Genomic DNA, 14,514 nt, shown 5'->3' with positions numbered 1-14,514 from the left:
GGGGCTATCGATCAACTCGAAACCTGATCGCCATGATCTACCTCATCGGGGGGAGGCTTAAATTTGCCCTACCCACTTGAAACAGCGAGGAACCATTAATAGCTTCATTTTTTTTTAAACCATAAAGACAATCATCGGTCATTTTGTCAACTATAGACTCTCCATGACTCGTCATAATAGCCAATCCGTTTGGAGTGAGAATTTGAGATATAAACTTAAAATACTCAATTGTCGCAGATTCTGGTAGGTGCGTGATCAAAGATCCAGTCCAAACCAAATTTATTTCAACTCCAATTGCAGACTTTAAATCAATAAAATTTCCAGAAGAATATACAGGAATTGCATCAAAATTGGAACAGAAGCGAACAGCTTGAACATTAATATCAGAAGCGAAAATAGCGCTACAAGGGTAGGCTGCTCGAATAAAACGGGTGACACGCCCAAATCCTGATGGCAAATCTAAAATAGTTTTTGGAACGAGATTGTACTTATTAAGAATATTATTAATAACCATCAATGCGTTGAGTCCAATGCCAAAATACTTTTCATAAGCATTTACATCATCCCTAAGAAACATATTGTCCTTTTCAGAAATCGCCCCAAACACAATTGGAAGAATTCCATTCATCTTAAGTTCCTATTATATATAAAACAATATATTGTAAAGAAATCATACTGACAGCCACTTATAACCATACATTTCTTTGAAATCCTCTATTAACTTTAGATCACTTTCGCGTGACAAGCGAATAAAACTTCCACTACAAGGGTAGTTATTGTTAAATCCAAACTGATTTGCTATTAAATTAGCTGCTGTAACCCAATCATCTTTTATAATTTCATAATATATATGACCAACTATTATTTTATTCATAAAAAAGAAATTTTCCCATTGAAATTTTTCGCATACTAGAGATTTCATTATTTTTTGAATTCGCTTTACATCAATCTTGTCTAATGAAATTTCTATAAAATCTGACTTAGAGTCAATTTTGCTATGCCAATGCCCCGTATTTATTGCTTTGAAAAGAGAAAATGCTTGCGCTACAACATCAAAACGATCCAAAAAAACAAATTTTGCATTTGGAAAAATCCGCATCCATGCATGACTTATCGGCTCAAAATCACACCAAGAAGTCTTGAACGAAAAGCATGGAGCGTCAATACTCGTCAATTTATCAATATAATCAGCAAACGAGGTGACGCCATCACGCGCGATGTTCTTCTGAACTACGCCGCGCGTATTTAATATTTCGTCAGGACTTCCGAACATCCCCATTGACTCCAAAAAAGAGCACAATTGCGTACTCCCCGTTCTTGCGGTGATAGCAAGAATAAGAGTAGGTTTTTTGCACAATACATCAACATCACCTTCAATAACACTTTTAAAATCCTGAAAAAGATCCGACAAATTATCCATTTTAAATATTCCTTAACTGATTGTTATGCATTTTTTGTAGAACGAAATCCTTCTACGAAAATTTTATACCAACTTTACAACACACATCAATCACACACAACCATTGGCAAATAGGGTTAGTCTGTCTATATTTGAGGCGCCACCCCAGTCCATGACTACAGAATCAACAACCGACAACCCTGAATTACGCGCACATACACACAATTGCTCGAAATTCATAATATTTCGTGCATGAGGATGCTGTCCATAATGTGTAAATGCAGGGCCTTCATAATTTGAATGATGATAAAGCGCCATCCCGCCTAACTTTAGGACTCGGCAGGTGTCTTTGAGATAACTTATAACAATATCCATGGAAAAATGTACCATCGCATCATAACAAAATATCGCTGATATGGACTCTGAAGCAATAGGTTGGAAATCAAAACCATTTCCGAGATGATATGTTACGTTATCGAACTCTCCAAGCCTCTTTCGACATTTAACAAGATTGTTTTCAAACACATCAACCAAAGTGAGTTGATTTGACATTGGCGCCACAATTTCACTATGCCGCCCATATCCACAAGCTAATTCGAGAACGTTACTTAAATCCAGCCTATTAAATTTCTGCCTAAACAAAGTATTCTCTCCCCAAAACAGATGCGTCCATTTTTCAGCATCATTATAATAAGGAGAACTCTCCCATGGCGCCTTGACTAAATTAACTTCATTTTCAATATGCATATCTATACTTTTACTCATGCCCTCCCTCCATAATTAACAATTAAAAACAATTTTATACTGCAAATATAGCTACACAGACAATTTCAAAATATAAATAAATCATTTTTTTTGTTTTAAATAATTTACTACATGACAAATGTAATCAACTTGATTATCTGAGTTTTGTGAAAAAAAAAGTATTTTATTGCTTAAAGCATGCATACTTTCAATTTCTTGTATATGAATCTCTGCCTGCAATGCATGCGTGACACTTCTCCGATGTCTACGGTGTCCATTCAAAGACATGGACTCGTACACCACAACCCCACTCGAAGCGCATAATTCAATATACAGCCTCCAGTCACCGACAACTTTGTATTCGAATAAATTATTGCCAACTTTATCTAGCGATTTCAAAAACGAGTCTCTCCGAAAAATCACCGCCGAGACGTTCAAAATCACGTTTTTGATTCCCAGATAGTTAGCAAGAAAATCGCGTCCACTCATTTCAAAGGAATAGTCGAATGCACCGGAATTTTTTTCATTGACATAAGGCTTATAACTGTCGCCAAGACGATCTCCATTTTCATCAATCTGCCAACTATCGGAAAAACCCAAAACAGCCCCTGTCTCACGCATGCGAGTGACAACTCGCTCCACCAGCTCTGGCTTGCAGACGTCATCGGCCTCGGCGATCCAAACATATTCTCCGCGTGCAAGCTCGACGCCCTTGCGCCACTGCCTGAACACGGAACCAGAGTTGACCTGATTGATCTCCAACCGACTGGGAACATCGCACTGAGTGAGAAACTCCTGTATCACGTGCAGACTGTTGTCCGACGAGCAGTCGTCGAGAACAATCAGCTCATAAAGCGGCAGAGTTTGGGCTCTTACAGTTTCAAGCCTGTCTTGCAAGTAACGAGCGTAATTGTAATTCGGCACGATGGCCGACACACGCGGGATTGGTTGACCGCAGAATTCCAGCAGATCGAACATGTAGTGGCGGAAGTTCAGTTCGCGCTCGACGATATTCCGGCCGAGACAAGCCATTTGCGATGCGCGCTGGGGATTATCCAGCAATCCGCGAACTGCTCCGACAAAGCCTGCAACATCCCCCATTGTGACCAAGACGCCGCAGCCGCGATCCAGCAGTTCTTCAAACCCACCGCAACCTCGGAAAGCGACAACGGGGATTTGCGCGTCAAGAGCTTCCATGACTACCGAGGGGAAGGGATCCTCACGCGAGGTGAGCGCGTAAACATCGGCAGCCAAATAATACGGTTGCGGCTCCTCTACTAGGCCCGTGAAAAGCAGCCTGTGGCGCACGCGGGCAGCGTCGGCACAACCCAGACTGGCGTCGGCAAAGCTCTGGTCGAGATGCCCAACCCACAAGCCGAAGACGTCTTCGCTTTGTTGCATAAGGTGCACGCAGATTTCTACGAAGAGATCGAACCCCTTACGGTGATCAGCATAACCAGCGCAGATGACGATTTTTGCGTGGGCGGGGATACCGAGTTGCTCCCGGATTTCACGACGGATCTCGTTCTTATCTCGACCCGACCGCAGCCAACTGCGTTGATAAAGCCCTTGTGGCCGTATAGCGGCTTGAGAAAGGGAGCGCCCGATAAATCCCTCAAAGCCGTCTTTAACCTGCTGCGCGGCAAAAACAACTCTGTCGGCATGCATGGCGATAGAGTTCGCCTGCTCATGCAAGTTATATGCGGCGAGGATACCCGGTAGCTCATGCACAAGCGAGACGACTTTGATACCATGTCGTTTGAGATGGGGAACGATGTCCCCGGAAACGGTGGTGTTGACGATGGCGCAGCGGATTCCCTTTTGCCCGATCTGGCCCAACTTGGCATCAATCTGGGAGCCGCTGGCGGTCTTGAGATCGATGCGGTGAACCGTCGCGTGCTCGGAGAATCGCGACAGCAAGGCGCCCTCCCCAAGCACTATCATGTCAACTTGAAGCTTCAGGTCGCACTTGAAGTGCTTGGCAAGATGCAGGCTGAGCAATTGTGCGCCGTGAGGGTGCGCGTCATGGCTGACGATGAGTATCCTCTGATGCCGGCTCGTGACGGCCATGTGCGCTTGGCGCACAGCCTGCAACCAAGCATAGCCATGGCGCTTGTCTGGTTCGAGATGGGCGCCCTCTCCCCATTCGTTCCACGCATTGATGAAAACGAGACGTTGGTCCACATCTTCTATTCGTCGCAAGGTATCTTCAAACACATTGGTCAGCCAACGTTCAAACAGCTTCGGACTCGAGTTCGCAAAAACTGTTCCTCTCTCCTTTTTCCTTGCCGTGTTATCCCAGGATGGGCAGGCTCCGCGCAACACTGTATAGTTCTTGGGTTTGAAGTTCTCGCTGCGCTGCAAGAAAATCCGCCAGTCATAGATCTTGCCGGAAAAATCGACGCGAGCCCCAACGACATTCTTGCTGATGTCAGGCGGAGCGCTATTATTTGGAGGAAATTCGATGGCGGCATCCAAGCCATAGTCTGCGGGATCACGTTTTTCGAAAGACTGGACGTATGCGATGTAGATTTCACCCAACCCAATCTCGCGGCAGAAGTCGCGCCAGCGCGTGGCTGTTTCCGACATTGAAGGAAAAAGATTGGGCCTATAAACAATCAGCAACGGTTTGCCGTCAACACGAAGGTAGCGAGGATCACGAAGATATTTCGCCATGTGCGAGATGAATGCGACGTCGTCCTGATCCGAATAGTGCTGGACCATGAGCAAATCGTTATCCTTCCCGTCCCAACGTCTGCTCCAATTTTCGTTGGCCCAGCAAATACAGAAGGGCAAATCTAGCGTGGCATCAGCCAGGTAGTTATCTACTGGAGTTTCGAGCAATCTGGTTCCGGAAAACCAGTATGTATAGAAACAGAAGCCTTCAATACCATACTGTTTGGCCAGTTCGATTTGCTTGCGCATGACGGACGAGTCACGCAGGTCGTAGTAACCAAGAAACTTGTCTGGCTCGTGCGGTTGATAGTGCCCCTCGAAAAGAGGCCTAGCCGGACGAACATTGGTCCATTCGGTAAAACCCTCGCCCCACCATTCGTCATTTTCAGGAATGGGATGAAACTGCGGCAGATAAAAGGCGATGACGCGGGCAGCTTTTTCTTTCAGATAGTCACCCGGTTCCAATCGAGGAACATATTGGGGAGCCTCAGGCTGGTATATGTCGAGGCTGTCCTGCGCCGACAAGGGTCTGCAGAGGCGGTCTTCATTGCAGCCCTGGCAGATGTAGTGCAGGAATGGATGAAGCCCGGATTGGGCGACGTCCTGGTTCTGTTTGAGATAGTACGTGGTATCGAATTGCGGCGAGGGGTTTGTGCCGAGTTCGACACCGTGAGCCAGGTAGTGGGCCAGCGGGTTACCCGTGACGTGGTGCTTCTCCTTATACTGCTCCAAATACCAGTCCGGATCAAAAAATCCCCCGTTCTTGATCAGATCGAAGTAATACTGGTCGAGACCCTCAGGTTTCTCGAGTATGGCAAAGGGAGCAACTGTCTTCCCTGCGCGACGAAGAGCAAAATCAAGATTAAAGCGAATCCGAGCTTTCAAGGGATGTTCAGCTTGGAGGATTGCTTTTTCATAAAATTTAATTGCACTTTCATAATCCTTATTACGAAAGCAAGCGTTAGCACGAACCCAGTACGATTGCCATGGAGCGTTCATCTGATTTTCATTCCGCTGAAAAGAGTTGTTCATAACACGATGCCGGATTATTACGACGTCGATAACTCTGGGACAATATTCGCCCGAAAAACGCGCAAATCTTCTGAAAACTTATCGAGCGAATCAACTTGATATCCAGTCACACTGAAACCATCTGCAGCGTAATAGTTCAAGTCGTCAGGCTTGACTATTTTCTTCCATCTCCGGACGAATGTCCTGCGATTATGAGCTGCGTGCATAAATCTGCTTGGAGTTTTGCTTTCGTGATGCATCACGATGCTTTCCGCCGCAACCCAACAGCTGTTCATTTTACGGAGCCGATTCAAACGCAGGCACAGATCGATGTCTTCCTGACCATTGACGTAAACCGGATCAAACCCACGCAGTTGCGCAAAATCCTTGGCGTGGACTGCCATGCAGGCGCCCGTCACGGCCTGGAAGCTGCGACTGGAATCCACCCAAGGGGGCTGCGGTTGCATGCCGGCGTAGATGGGGTAGCCGAGGGGACTGTGCTCCGAAAATACGACACCAATGCATTGAATAGTGCCATCGGGATAGAGCAGTTTTGGCTGCACTGCAGCCACGTCCGGCCGACGCAACGCTTCGACCAGTGGCGGCAGCCAGCCGGATGTCACGGTTGTATCGTTGTTGAGAAAAACAACGATGCTTCCGTTACTGGCGGCATAGCCCAAGTTGCAACCGTGGGCGAAATTGAGATTCTCTGCATTTCGCAGCAAGAGCACGTTGGGGTGCTTGCGGGCCAGGTCTTGGAGCAAAGTCTGGGTACCGAAGTCGCTTCCGTTATCGACGAGCACCAATTGGAAGTGCCCGTTCGCCGTATGCTGGTAAACGGATGCGATACAGGCCGCAGTGAGTTCCGGCTGGTTATAGATGGGGACGATGATCGAAACGAGGCCGGATTGCCGAGGCTTGCAGCACTGTGCGTCCCAATCGACTAAAGAATATGTTTGGCGTACAGCCTGGCTGGCATGGACAGGGTTGATGAGATGGCGTGCCGCAGGAGCAAATGCCTCGGCAATCTGCAGTTCCGGCATATCGGTCGGGCTGGCGGGGTGATGGAGAAGGCCGATTTTTCCACCGGGGCAATGCGCCATCAGACCGAATGCCCGTTCCAGGGCGTGCTCATATCGGCCATCTTTGGCATGATCGTCTGGCCCAAACTGGGATTTGTTTGCAACGAGCCGGGCAAGCGGAGCCAGCGCGTCAGGACGGGCCCAAAACATGGTGCCGGCGAAGAAGCCCCAGTCGCTCTGGGGCAAAGGGCCAAGCCCGAGCTCTTGGCTGATTTGCTGCAAATTCGGTCCGTTTCCATACATGAGCCGCTGGGCGGAGAGATGGAAAATGGCAGGACCCACGAGGTTCAGGCTCGTGTGGTCGGCAAAGGCACGGACGATTCGGGCAGGAATGTCAGGGTGCCCGATCAGGGTATCCAGCAAGTGCCGACGCCAATGCGTGGCGCTCTCGCCGCCATCGCCCTTTTTTGTGTGCAGTTTGCAGACGGCGATGACGTCTTCCTGCTGCCAGTGCGGGACCAGAGAAAGGAAAGGCAGGATGTCCATGCCCCGGTTGGGGACGATGTGAATGTTCGCGGCGGTAAAATCGTGCTTGACGGCCGACTCGACGCTGGCGGCCTGCTCCGGCGGAGTGGTGATGTCCAGAATGAAGGGATGGCGGAGCTTTTTGAGCCGCTGTGCGATCTCTGGCCAGATTTCAGGGTAGTAGATGTGGACAGCTATGGCCAGCTTGCCCGGGAGGGTCTCGACTTCCCTTAGAGCCTTGTGCCGTTCTGGCCCGTGCAGGTTCTCGGGCTCTGCCAACTCGAACAGGGCGTCCAGCTTGGGCTCGTAAACGGAAAGCGCTTTCAGGAACAGGATCAAATCTTGCGAGAGAGGACTGCTGCGGGTGATGTCCACGACGTGCTGCAGTCGCGCGGCGTTGGCTGCGATGGAAAGATTCTCGGTGAAATAGCGTTGGCCCGCATCGGCCTGAGACGCACAGCGGTCATCGAGCGCGGCGGCAAGCTGAACGGCGAGATTTCCTGCCGTGGCGGGTATGACGGCCGACGCGGCAATCGGGTCGGCCATCGCCGGAGTGGGGGTCGCGATGACGGGGACACCCATGGCCAGGGCGTCGCTGAGCTTGGCTGGCATCTGGAATTCGGAGCAGGGATGCCCAGGGTCCTGCAGCAACGCACAGCAGTCGGCCATGGAGAGGATACGCGGCAACTCCTCGAAAGGCTGGTTCTCGACAAAGAGGTACCGCACCCCTGTGACGCTTTCCAACTGGGCTTTGAAGCCCTGGCAACTCACGTCGAAACTGCCGACAATGGCAAAGATGATGTCGTCACGGCGCATGCTTTGGATGGCGCGGGCGACTTCAAGAAGACCTTTGTGCGGGCGTGGCGTCCCCAAAAAAAGAACGACTTTCTGGTCGGGGCGGATGCCGAAGGCGTGGCGGCTTGATTCGCGCAACTCCTTGCCCAGGCTAGGACTACGCGGGTCACGGGCATGCCCGATGATTTCGCCGCCGTATCGGGACTTCAACGCGCCATTCGAAACGGTAAGGGCATCGAACTCGCAGGCCAGTCCGACAGCCAACCGGGTCCACTCTTTACCGGGAAGGTTTTTCAATTCCGGCAGCCTTCCAAACTCTTGCAGGAAAGCGTGCACGGAAACGGGCTGGCCTGCCTTCACAAAAGCCAGTTCTTCGTCGTCGATGTCCATCAAGACCGTGGCATTCCAAATTAGCTTGTAAAGCAGGCCGAAAAAAATGTTGGGTACGCGCGGCTTGGAAAGATGGACGATGTCGTACGGGTGGGCTGCCACCAACGCCATGGCTTGTTCCAGAAAGCGGTCTTCACTCTCGACAACGAAAGAATGGTATTGAAATGCGGTGTTGCGGATTGGCTCCCACAGCTCAGAGTCCCACTTTGGAAACAAGCTGCCGACAATCTCCACATCGGCAAACGTTTCATAAATTTTTGCCAAAGTGTAAGCCCGTCCAGCAGCATTATGAGCCAGGCTCCATCCGCAAATCGCTACTCGTTTACGTTTGTTATCCCGGCCTTGGTATTTAAATTTACCCTGGTTTATCCGCAGATTTCCAGCAATGACCTTATCCATTCCAGAAATTTGCTGAAGTGCTTGCAAATAATGCGTTGCTGCGGACGCACAATTCCCGGAACGCAAAGCGCTGTTTCCATTCTTCAAACAGGACGTTGCGTTGCCATGGGGATCTCCCAATCCAAAATCTGTCAAGAAGTTTTTCATTCCGCGGGATCGATGGCGTCTTGAATGTCCGGACGGGACAAAGTGAGACCCAATTGTTCATACTGATGCAGGATTCTTGCTTGCCGCAGCAAGCGGGTATCATTGCCACGAGCCCCCAATTCAATAGAGTGCTCAAAGTGCTCCATCGCCCTAGTCTGCTCCCCCGCTAAAGCGGCCATCCTCCCCAGACTATTGTGCACCCCGGCAATCAAAATCCGGCTGACCAGTTTCTTGTCGCAACCCCAGTCCCTGGCCAGGCGGACGTATCCTCGGGCTTGGTCGGCGCTGCCGCATTGCAGGTGGCCGGCGGCAGCGAGCAGGGCGAGCTTGGCCCGGTCAGGGTGGTGCTGCAGGTTCGCGCGCTTGAGTTGGGCCAGACTCTGCCAATCACCGAACTGCCATTGGGTGCGGGAGCGTTCGAGCAGATCTTCGTCATATGGGACGACTGACGCCTCCAATGCAGCCTCGTCATCTCCGCTTGTCTGCCGTACAGGGATGCCGTCAGGCGAAGTCATCTCGGTCATAGCCCCTGCTCCCTCAAAAGAATCTCCTTCAACAAATCAAGCTGCGCCTCAGCCCTGACCATTTCTCCGCGAATCATCTCCTGACGGGTCGCCAGTTCGGATTCTGCAGCCTCCCTGTCATGAGCCTTGCGCTGCAACTCCTCGATCTGACTGATCCTGTCCTGAACCAACCTCGACTGTTCGTCTCGCTGCCTTGTCAATTCTTCAATTGACTTTTTCAACTCCGCCCGCTCTTGGTCAAACTTGCCTGCAGCCTGAAGCAGGGAATCGATCTCCGCCTGCCGCTCGGCAACTTGACTGATCACGTGCTCATGCTGTCCGGCCAGAGTCTCTTTCTCCTGCTCGCGCTGCGCCAGGGCCCGCTGCAGCGACTCCAACTCCGCCTGACGGGCGGCGAGAAGCTTGGCGGAGTCTTCCTGCTGGGTAGTCATCGTGCTCAACTGCTGCTCAAGGTTGGCCAGGGTCCGGCGCAGGGTTTCGATCTCAGCCTGCAGATCGGCGGACAGCCTGGCGGACTCTTCCATCATTGCGATCAGCGCCGCCTGGTCCTGATGCACCTTGTCCAGTTCCTGGCTCTGGGAATCGATCTTGGCCTGCCGTTCGGCGGACATCCTGGCAGATTCTTCCAGCTGGCCGGAAAGCACCGCCTTCTCCTGCTCAATAGCCTTCAAGCCCTGCGTCAGGGTTTCGATTTCCCGCAGTCGGGACGCAGCCAAGTCGGCAGACTCTTCGCTCTGCGCCACCAGATTCGATTTTTCCTGCTCAAGCCGGGCCCGAGTCTCATACAAAATCCTGATCTCCGCCTCCCGTTCCGAAAGCAGCAGGGATGCTTCGATGCGCTGCCGGGAAATGGCCAACTTTTCCTGTTCAATCTTTGAACACGAAAGCTTGAGCGATTCGATCTCCGCATATCGCTCCGCAAGCAGCTTGCCCGATGCTTCCTGCTGCCCGGCCAAAACCATTTTTTCCTGTTCCAGACTGGCAAGACCCTTTTCAAGTTCCTGGACCTTCAGAAAATGGAGCTCCAGCTCTTCCTGCACCTGATGCAACTGCGTAAGGAGCAACTCGTTTTCCTCCTCACGTTCTGCCGTCAGTTTCGCGCTTTTTTCCGTGGCCTGATTGAGTTCGCTCACCCTGCGCTCCGCCGCCGCCAGCCGTCCTTCAAGCGCCGACTTCTCCTGCTCGAGCCTGGCCTGCGTCTGCTGCAACGACGCTAACTCCGCTTCTCGCTCGGCCGCCAGCTTGACGTGTTTATCGCACTCGCGGCGAAGCGACTGCACCTGACTTTCCATTGCCTGGCGTCGCGACTCGAAGCCGGTCTTCTGCTTGGCGTCGCGCAGGCGAAGGCTTTTGGCTTCGTAGCGCACCTGATCGCGCTGACGCGCCTCGGAATCGCTGAACGGAGTGTCCTGGGGCAGGAGAGAAAGGCAGGCGTCGGCCTCGGCAACCTCTCCCGCGTCATGCAGGCGGAACGCCAGCCATTTCAGACGGAAAGGCTTGGGCTCCTCTTCGTAGGCGCGTCTGGCGGACAGGGCGGCATCCATGAAAAGCCCGTTCTTCATCTGATGGCGGGCCAGGGCCGTGTACGCCTTGGCCCGCATCTCGGGCGCGGGCTCCGCTGCAAGCAACTGGTTTACGGGCTCCAGGCCACCCTTCTGGAACGCCTCGATGACCTTGTCGAAATTCTTCCCGCCCAACGCCGCCGAAGGCTGCTCTGCTTTGGACGCCCGCCAGATCCCCAGCAGCTTGGCCGGCAGGCCCACAATGCTGCCGGAAGGCGAAACGCTCTGGATCAGGATATCCCCGAGCCGGGCATTGAGGGCATTCTTCGATTCTATGTCGCGCAGCCGCGTCTGCGTCTCGACCAGGGCGGTCAGCCGCGAGACTTCGGCCTGCACTGACGGCAACTCGTCATCCACCCAACCCCCAGCCGATGCCGTTCCGGTCCAGGCGCTAGCGCCTCCCCTCTCAAGATCCTGACATTTCAAAAAATATCTTTCGAGCTCTTCCTGCACCTGATGGAGTTGCAGGAGCAGAAGCTCGTTTTCCTCTTCCAGGTCTTTCAACCTGGCCTGAAATTCAGCCTCAACCGGCTGCGACGTTGCGGTCTGTGTGTCAGTCATGCTTGGTTCTTCCTTATTCCGGCGACATCAACGATACACGTATCGTCGTAATGATCGAAACAGATGGACTTGAATTGCCTGTGCCCCACAAGAGTCACGACAACGGTTGCCCATTCGAGAGATTCCTTCAGCTCCATTTTGGCCACCCCCTTCTCGCGCAGCGATTCCGGCAGGATGTCGATGTGCGGCTCAACAACGGCCAGGCACCCGGGAAACGAATCGGCCAGGGCCTGGACAATGGACAGGGCCGGGCTTTCGCGCAGATCGTCCACGTCGGCCTTGTAGGCCAGCCCCAGGCAGGCGATCTTCACGCTGCCGGGACCGGCGGCGGCCACTTGCCCGACCTTTTCCAGGACCCAGGCGATCTTCCTGTCGTTGACCTCGCGGGCCGTGCGGATCAGGCGGGCCTCCTCGGGCGTCTGGTCGACGATGAACCACGGGTCCACGGCGATGCAGTGCCCGCCCACCCCGGCCCCCGGTTGCAGGATGTTCACGCGCGGGTGGCGGTTGGCCAGGCGGATGAGTTCGTGCACATCGATGTCCAGCCTGTCGCAGATCATGGACAGCTCGTTGGCAAAGGCGATGTTCACGTCCCGAAAGCTGTTCTCGGCCAGCTTGCACATCTCGGCCGTGCGCACATTGGTGGCGATGAGGTCGCCGCGCACAAAGATCTTGTACAGGGTCGCGGCCATGAAGGTGGCTGCCCTGGTCATGCCTCCGATGACCCGGTCGTTGTCCACCAGTTCGTGCACCACCCGGCCCGGCAACACCCGTTCGGGGCAGTAGGCGATCTGCACGTCCGCCGCCTCCCCGGCCTGCTGGGGGAAGGTCAGGTCCGGCCGGGCTTCTGCCAGCCACCGGGCCAGCTTTTCCGTGGTGCCCACCGGCGAGGTCGATTCCAGGATGACCAGGTTGTCCTTTCTGAGCACCGGGGCGATGGCCTGTGCCGCGGCCCGGACGCAGCTCAGATCCGGCTTGTGCCCGTCCGTGAACGGAGTCGGCACGGCGATGAGGAAGGCGTCGGCCGGCTCCGGAACCGTGGTGGCCCGCAGGTAGCCGGACGCCACCGCCGCCTGGACCAGCATGTCCAGGTCCGGCTCCACGATGTGGATCTTGCCCTGGTTGATGGTGTCCACGGCATGTTGGTTGACGTCCACGCCGATGACCTTCTTCCTGCGCGAGGCAAAGAGCGTCGCCGTGGGCAGGCCGATGTAGCCAAGGCCGATCATGGAAATGGTGTTGAACATGGGCTACTTCAGCAAATCCATGCGATTGTTCGACACCCGGCGCGGCAAAGCATCCCGGCCGAAATTTTCCGGCTTGGCCGCGCCAGCGGAAAAAGCCTGGTACAGACGCAGTGTCGGGCTCATTTTGAGATTGACTTCGGCCAGCAGACACTCCCGGATTCGCTGGGCGGCCTTGCCGTCGCCGTAGGGATTGTGCACGCGGGACATGGCTTGGCGCGCGCTTTCGTCATCCAGCAGGCGACGGGCCTCGCGGACTATTTTTTCCCGATCCGCACCCACAAGCCTGACCGTCCCGGCCTCCAGGGCTTCCGGGCGCTCGGTGGCCTCGCGCATGACCAAAACGGGCTTGCCCAGGGATGGGGCCTCCTCCTGCACGCCGCCGGAATCCGTGATGACGAGGGCGCTGCGATCCAGCAGGTACACGAAAGGCAGATAATCGAGGGGTTCGAGCAGGAAAACGTCTTGCGTTTCGGCCAGAATGCGGCGGACGGGATCCTGCACGTTCGGGTTCAGGTGCACCGGATAGACGATCTGCACATCGCCTCGCGCGGCGATGTCGCCCAAGGCGCGGCAGATGTTCTCGAAGCCCGGGCCGAAATTCTCCCGCCGGTGCCCGGTGACGAGGACGAGACGTTTCGCGGGGTCGAGAAAGCCGAAGCGCTTCTCCATCTCGCCGCGCAGACCGGCATCGCCCTGCAGCCTGCGCACCACGTCGAGCAAGGCGTCGATGACGGTGTTGCCGGTGACATGGATGGCGGCATCGGGCACGCTCTCCTGCAGCAGATTCAAGCGCGCGGCGGGCGTGGGGGCGAAATGCAGGTCGGCCAGGGAGCCGGTCAGGCGGCGGTTCATTTCTTCGGGCCAGGGAGAATATTTGTCGTAGGTGCGCAGCCCGGCTTCCACATGGCCGACCCGAATCCTGGCGTAAAATGCCGAAAGGCTCGCGGCAAAGGAGGTCGTGGTGTCGCCGTGCACAAGCACCATGTCAGGACGCCACTGCCTGAAGACATCGCGCATCCCGTTCATGACACGGCAGGAAATGTCGAAGAGATCCTGATCGGGCTGCATGAGATCAAGGTCGAAGTCCGGCTGTATGCCGAAAAGTTCCAGCACCTGGTCGAGCATGTGGCGATGCTGACCCGTGACGCAGACCTTGGCGTCGAAAGCGGAGTCGGCGGCAAGCGCCTTGACCACTGGGGCCATCTTGATGGCTTCGGGCCGGGTGCCGAAGACGGTGAGGACTTTCATCTGTTTCCTTTTATGACATCACTACAAAAGGTCGTCATCCCCTTGAAGAAGGGGGGCCATACATTTTTAAAATGCTTGAAGATGGATTCCTGCCTTCGCAGGAATGACTTTCAGGGTCACTCGCAACATTTTTACAGTGACGTCCGGTCAAACACATCACCGCCAAGAGACGATAGGGGTAGGGAAGGGTTTCCCCTCCCCTCCCTCCGAACCGTGCGTGCGGTTCTCCCGCACACGGCTCTCCAGTTGGCCATTTCCTCATCG

9 protein-coding genes are annotated in these 14,514 nt (G+C 53.8%); all 9 read right to left on the bottom strand.

What is annotated here, in order from left to right; all coding sequences use genetic code 11:
- Window positions 1-37: 37 nt before the first annotated feature.
- Entirely contained in the window at window positions 38-628 is a 591-nt protein-coding gene (locus H4684_RS19665) for a class I SAM-dependent methyltransferase (RefSeq protein ID WP_192625053.1), read from the bottom strand.
- A gap of 42 nt (window positions 629-670) precedes the next feature.
- Window positions 671-1,420, bottom strand: coding sequence for a Stf0 family sulfotransferase (locus tag H4684_RS19660; RefSeq protein WP_192625052.1), 750 nt, complete (start codon window positions 1,418-1,420; stop codon window positions 671-673).
- Between the two features lie 90 nt (window positions 1,421-1,510).
- Window positions 1,511-2,164 (bottom strand): class I SAM-dependent methyltransferase, encoded by a 654-nt coding sequence (locus tag H4684_RS19655; RefSeq protein WP_192625051.1) that lies wholly within the window; start codon window positions 2,162-2,164, stop codon window positions 1,511-1,513.
- 81 nt (window positions 2,165-2,245) lie between these two features.
- Window positions 2,246-5,851 carry a glycoside hydrolase family 99-like domain-containing protein gene (locus tag H4684_RS19650; RefSeq protein WP_192625050.1) on the bottom strand — a complete coding sequence of 1,202 codons (3,606 nt, stop codon included), beginning with the start codon at window positions 5,849-5,851 and terminating at the stop codon, window positions 2,246-2,248.
- 17 nt (window positions 5,852-5,868) lie between these two features.
- Window positions 5,869-8,961 (bottom strand): rhamnan synthesis F family protein, encoded by a 3,093-nt coding sequence (locus tag H4684_RS19645; protein WP_192625049.1) that lies wholly within the window; start codon window positions 8,959-8,961, stop codon window positions 5,869-5,871.
- Between the two features lie 143 nt (window positions 8,962-9,104).
- Complete coding sequence (locus H4684_RS19640) at window positions 9,105-9,632, bottom strand: hypothetical protein (protein WP_192625048.1); 528 nt, start codon at window positions 9,630-9,632, stop codon at window positions 9,105-9,107.
- Window positions 9,629-11,755, bottom strand: a complete 2,127-nt coding sequence (locus tag H4684_RS19635; protein WP_192625047.1) for a coiled-coil domain-containing protein — start codon at window positions 11,753-11,755, stop codon at window positions 9,629-9,631. The genes H4684_RS19640 and H4684_RS19635 overlap by 4 nt, the downstream gene beginning before the upstream one ends.
- Window positions 11,752-13,002 carry a UDP-N-acetyl-D-mannosamine dehydrogenase gene (gene wecC, locus H4684_RS19630; RefSeq protein WP_192625046.1) on the bottom strand — a complete coding sequence of 417 codons (1,251 nt, stop codon included), beginning with the start codon at window positions 13,000-13,002 and terminating at the stop codon, window positions 11,752-11,754. Before wecC ends, H4684_RS19635 begins: the two co-directional genes overlap by 4 nt.
- Window positions 13,003-13,005: 3 nt before the next feature.
- Window positions 13,006-14,250 (bottom strand): non-hydrolyzing UDP-N-acetylglucosamine 2-epimerase, encoded by a 1,245-nt coding sequence (wecB, locus tag H4684_RS19625; RefSeq protein WP_192625045.1) that lies wholly within the window; start codon window positions 14,248-14,250, stop codon window positions 13,006-13,008.
- Window positions 14,251-14,514: the final 264 nt, after the last annotated feature.

It is taken from the genome of Desulfomicrobium macestii (assembly GCF_014873765.1).
GTDB lineage: Bacteria > Desulfobacterota > Desulfovibrionia > Desulfovibrionales > Desulfomicrobiaceae > Desulfomicrobium > Desulfomicrobium macestii.
This window is presented reverse-complemented; position numbering and strand designations above follow the sequence as displayed.

Bases quoted from the DNA above. Each gene is read 5' to 3' on its own strand.
- H4684_RS19665 (WP_192625053.1), bottom strand. From the start codon at position 628: ATGAATGGAATTCTTCCAATTGTGTTTGGGGCGATTTCTGAAAAGGAC.
- H4684_RS19660 (WP_192625052.1), bottom strand. From the start codon at position 1,420: ATGGATAATTTGTCGGATCTTTTTCAGGATTTTAAAAGTGTTATTGAA.
- H4684_RS19655 (WP_192625051.1), bottom strand. From the start codon at position 2,164: ATGAGTAAAAGTATAGATATGCATATTGAAAATGAAGTTAATTTAGTC.
- H4684_RS19650 (WP_192625050.1), bottom strand. From the start codon at position 5,851: ATGAACAACTCTTTTCAGCGGAATGAAAATCAGATGAACGCTCCATGG.
- H4684_RS19645 (WP_192625049.1), bottom strand. From the start codon at position 8,961: ATGGATAAGGTCATTGCTGGAAATCTGCGGATAAACCAGGGTAAATTT.
- H4684_RS19640 (WP_192625048.1), bottom strand. From the start codon at position 9,632: ATGACCGAGATGACTTCGCCTGACGGCATCCCTGTACGGCAGACAAGC.
- H4684_RS19635 (WP_192625047.1), bottom strand. From the start codon at position 11,755: ATGACTGACACACAGACCGCAACGTCGCAGCCGGTTGAGGCTGAATTT.
- wecC (WP_192625046.1), bottom strand. From the start codon at position 13,002: ATGTTCAACACCATTTCCATGATCGGCCTTGGCTACATCGGCCTGCCC.
- wecB (WP_192625045.1), bottom strand. From the start codon at position 14,250: ATGAAAGTCCTCACCGTCTTCGGCACCCGGCCCGAAGCCATCAAGATG.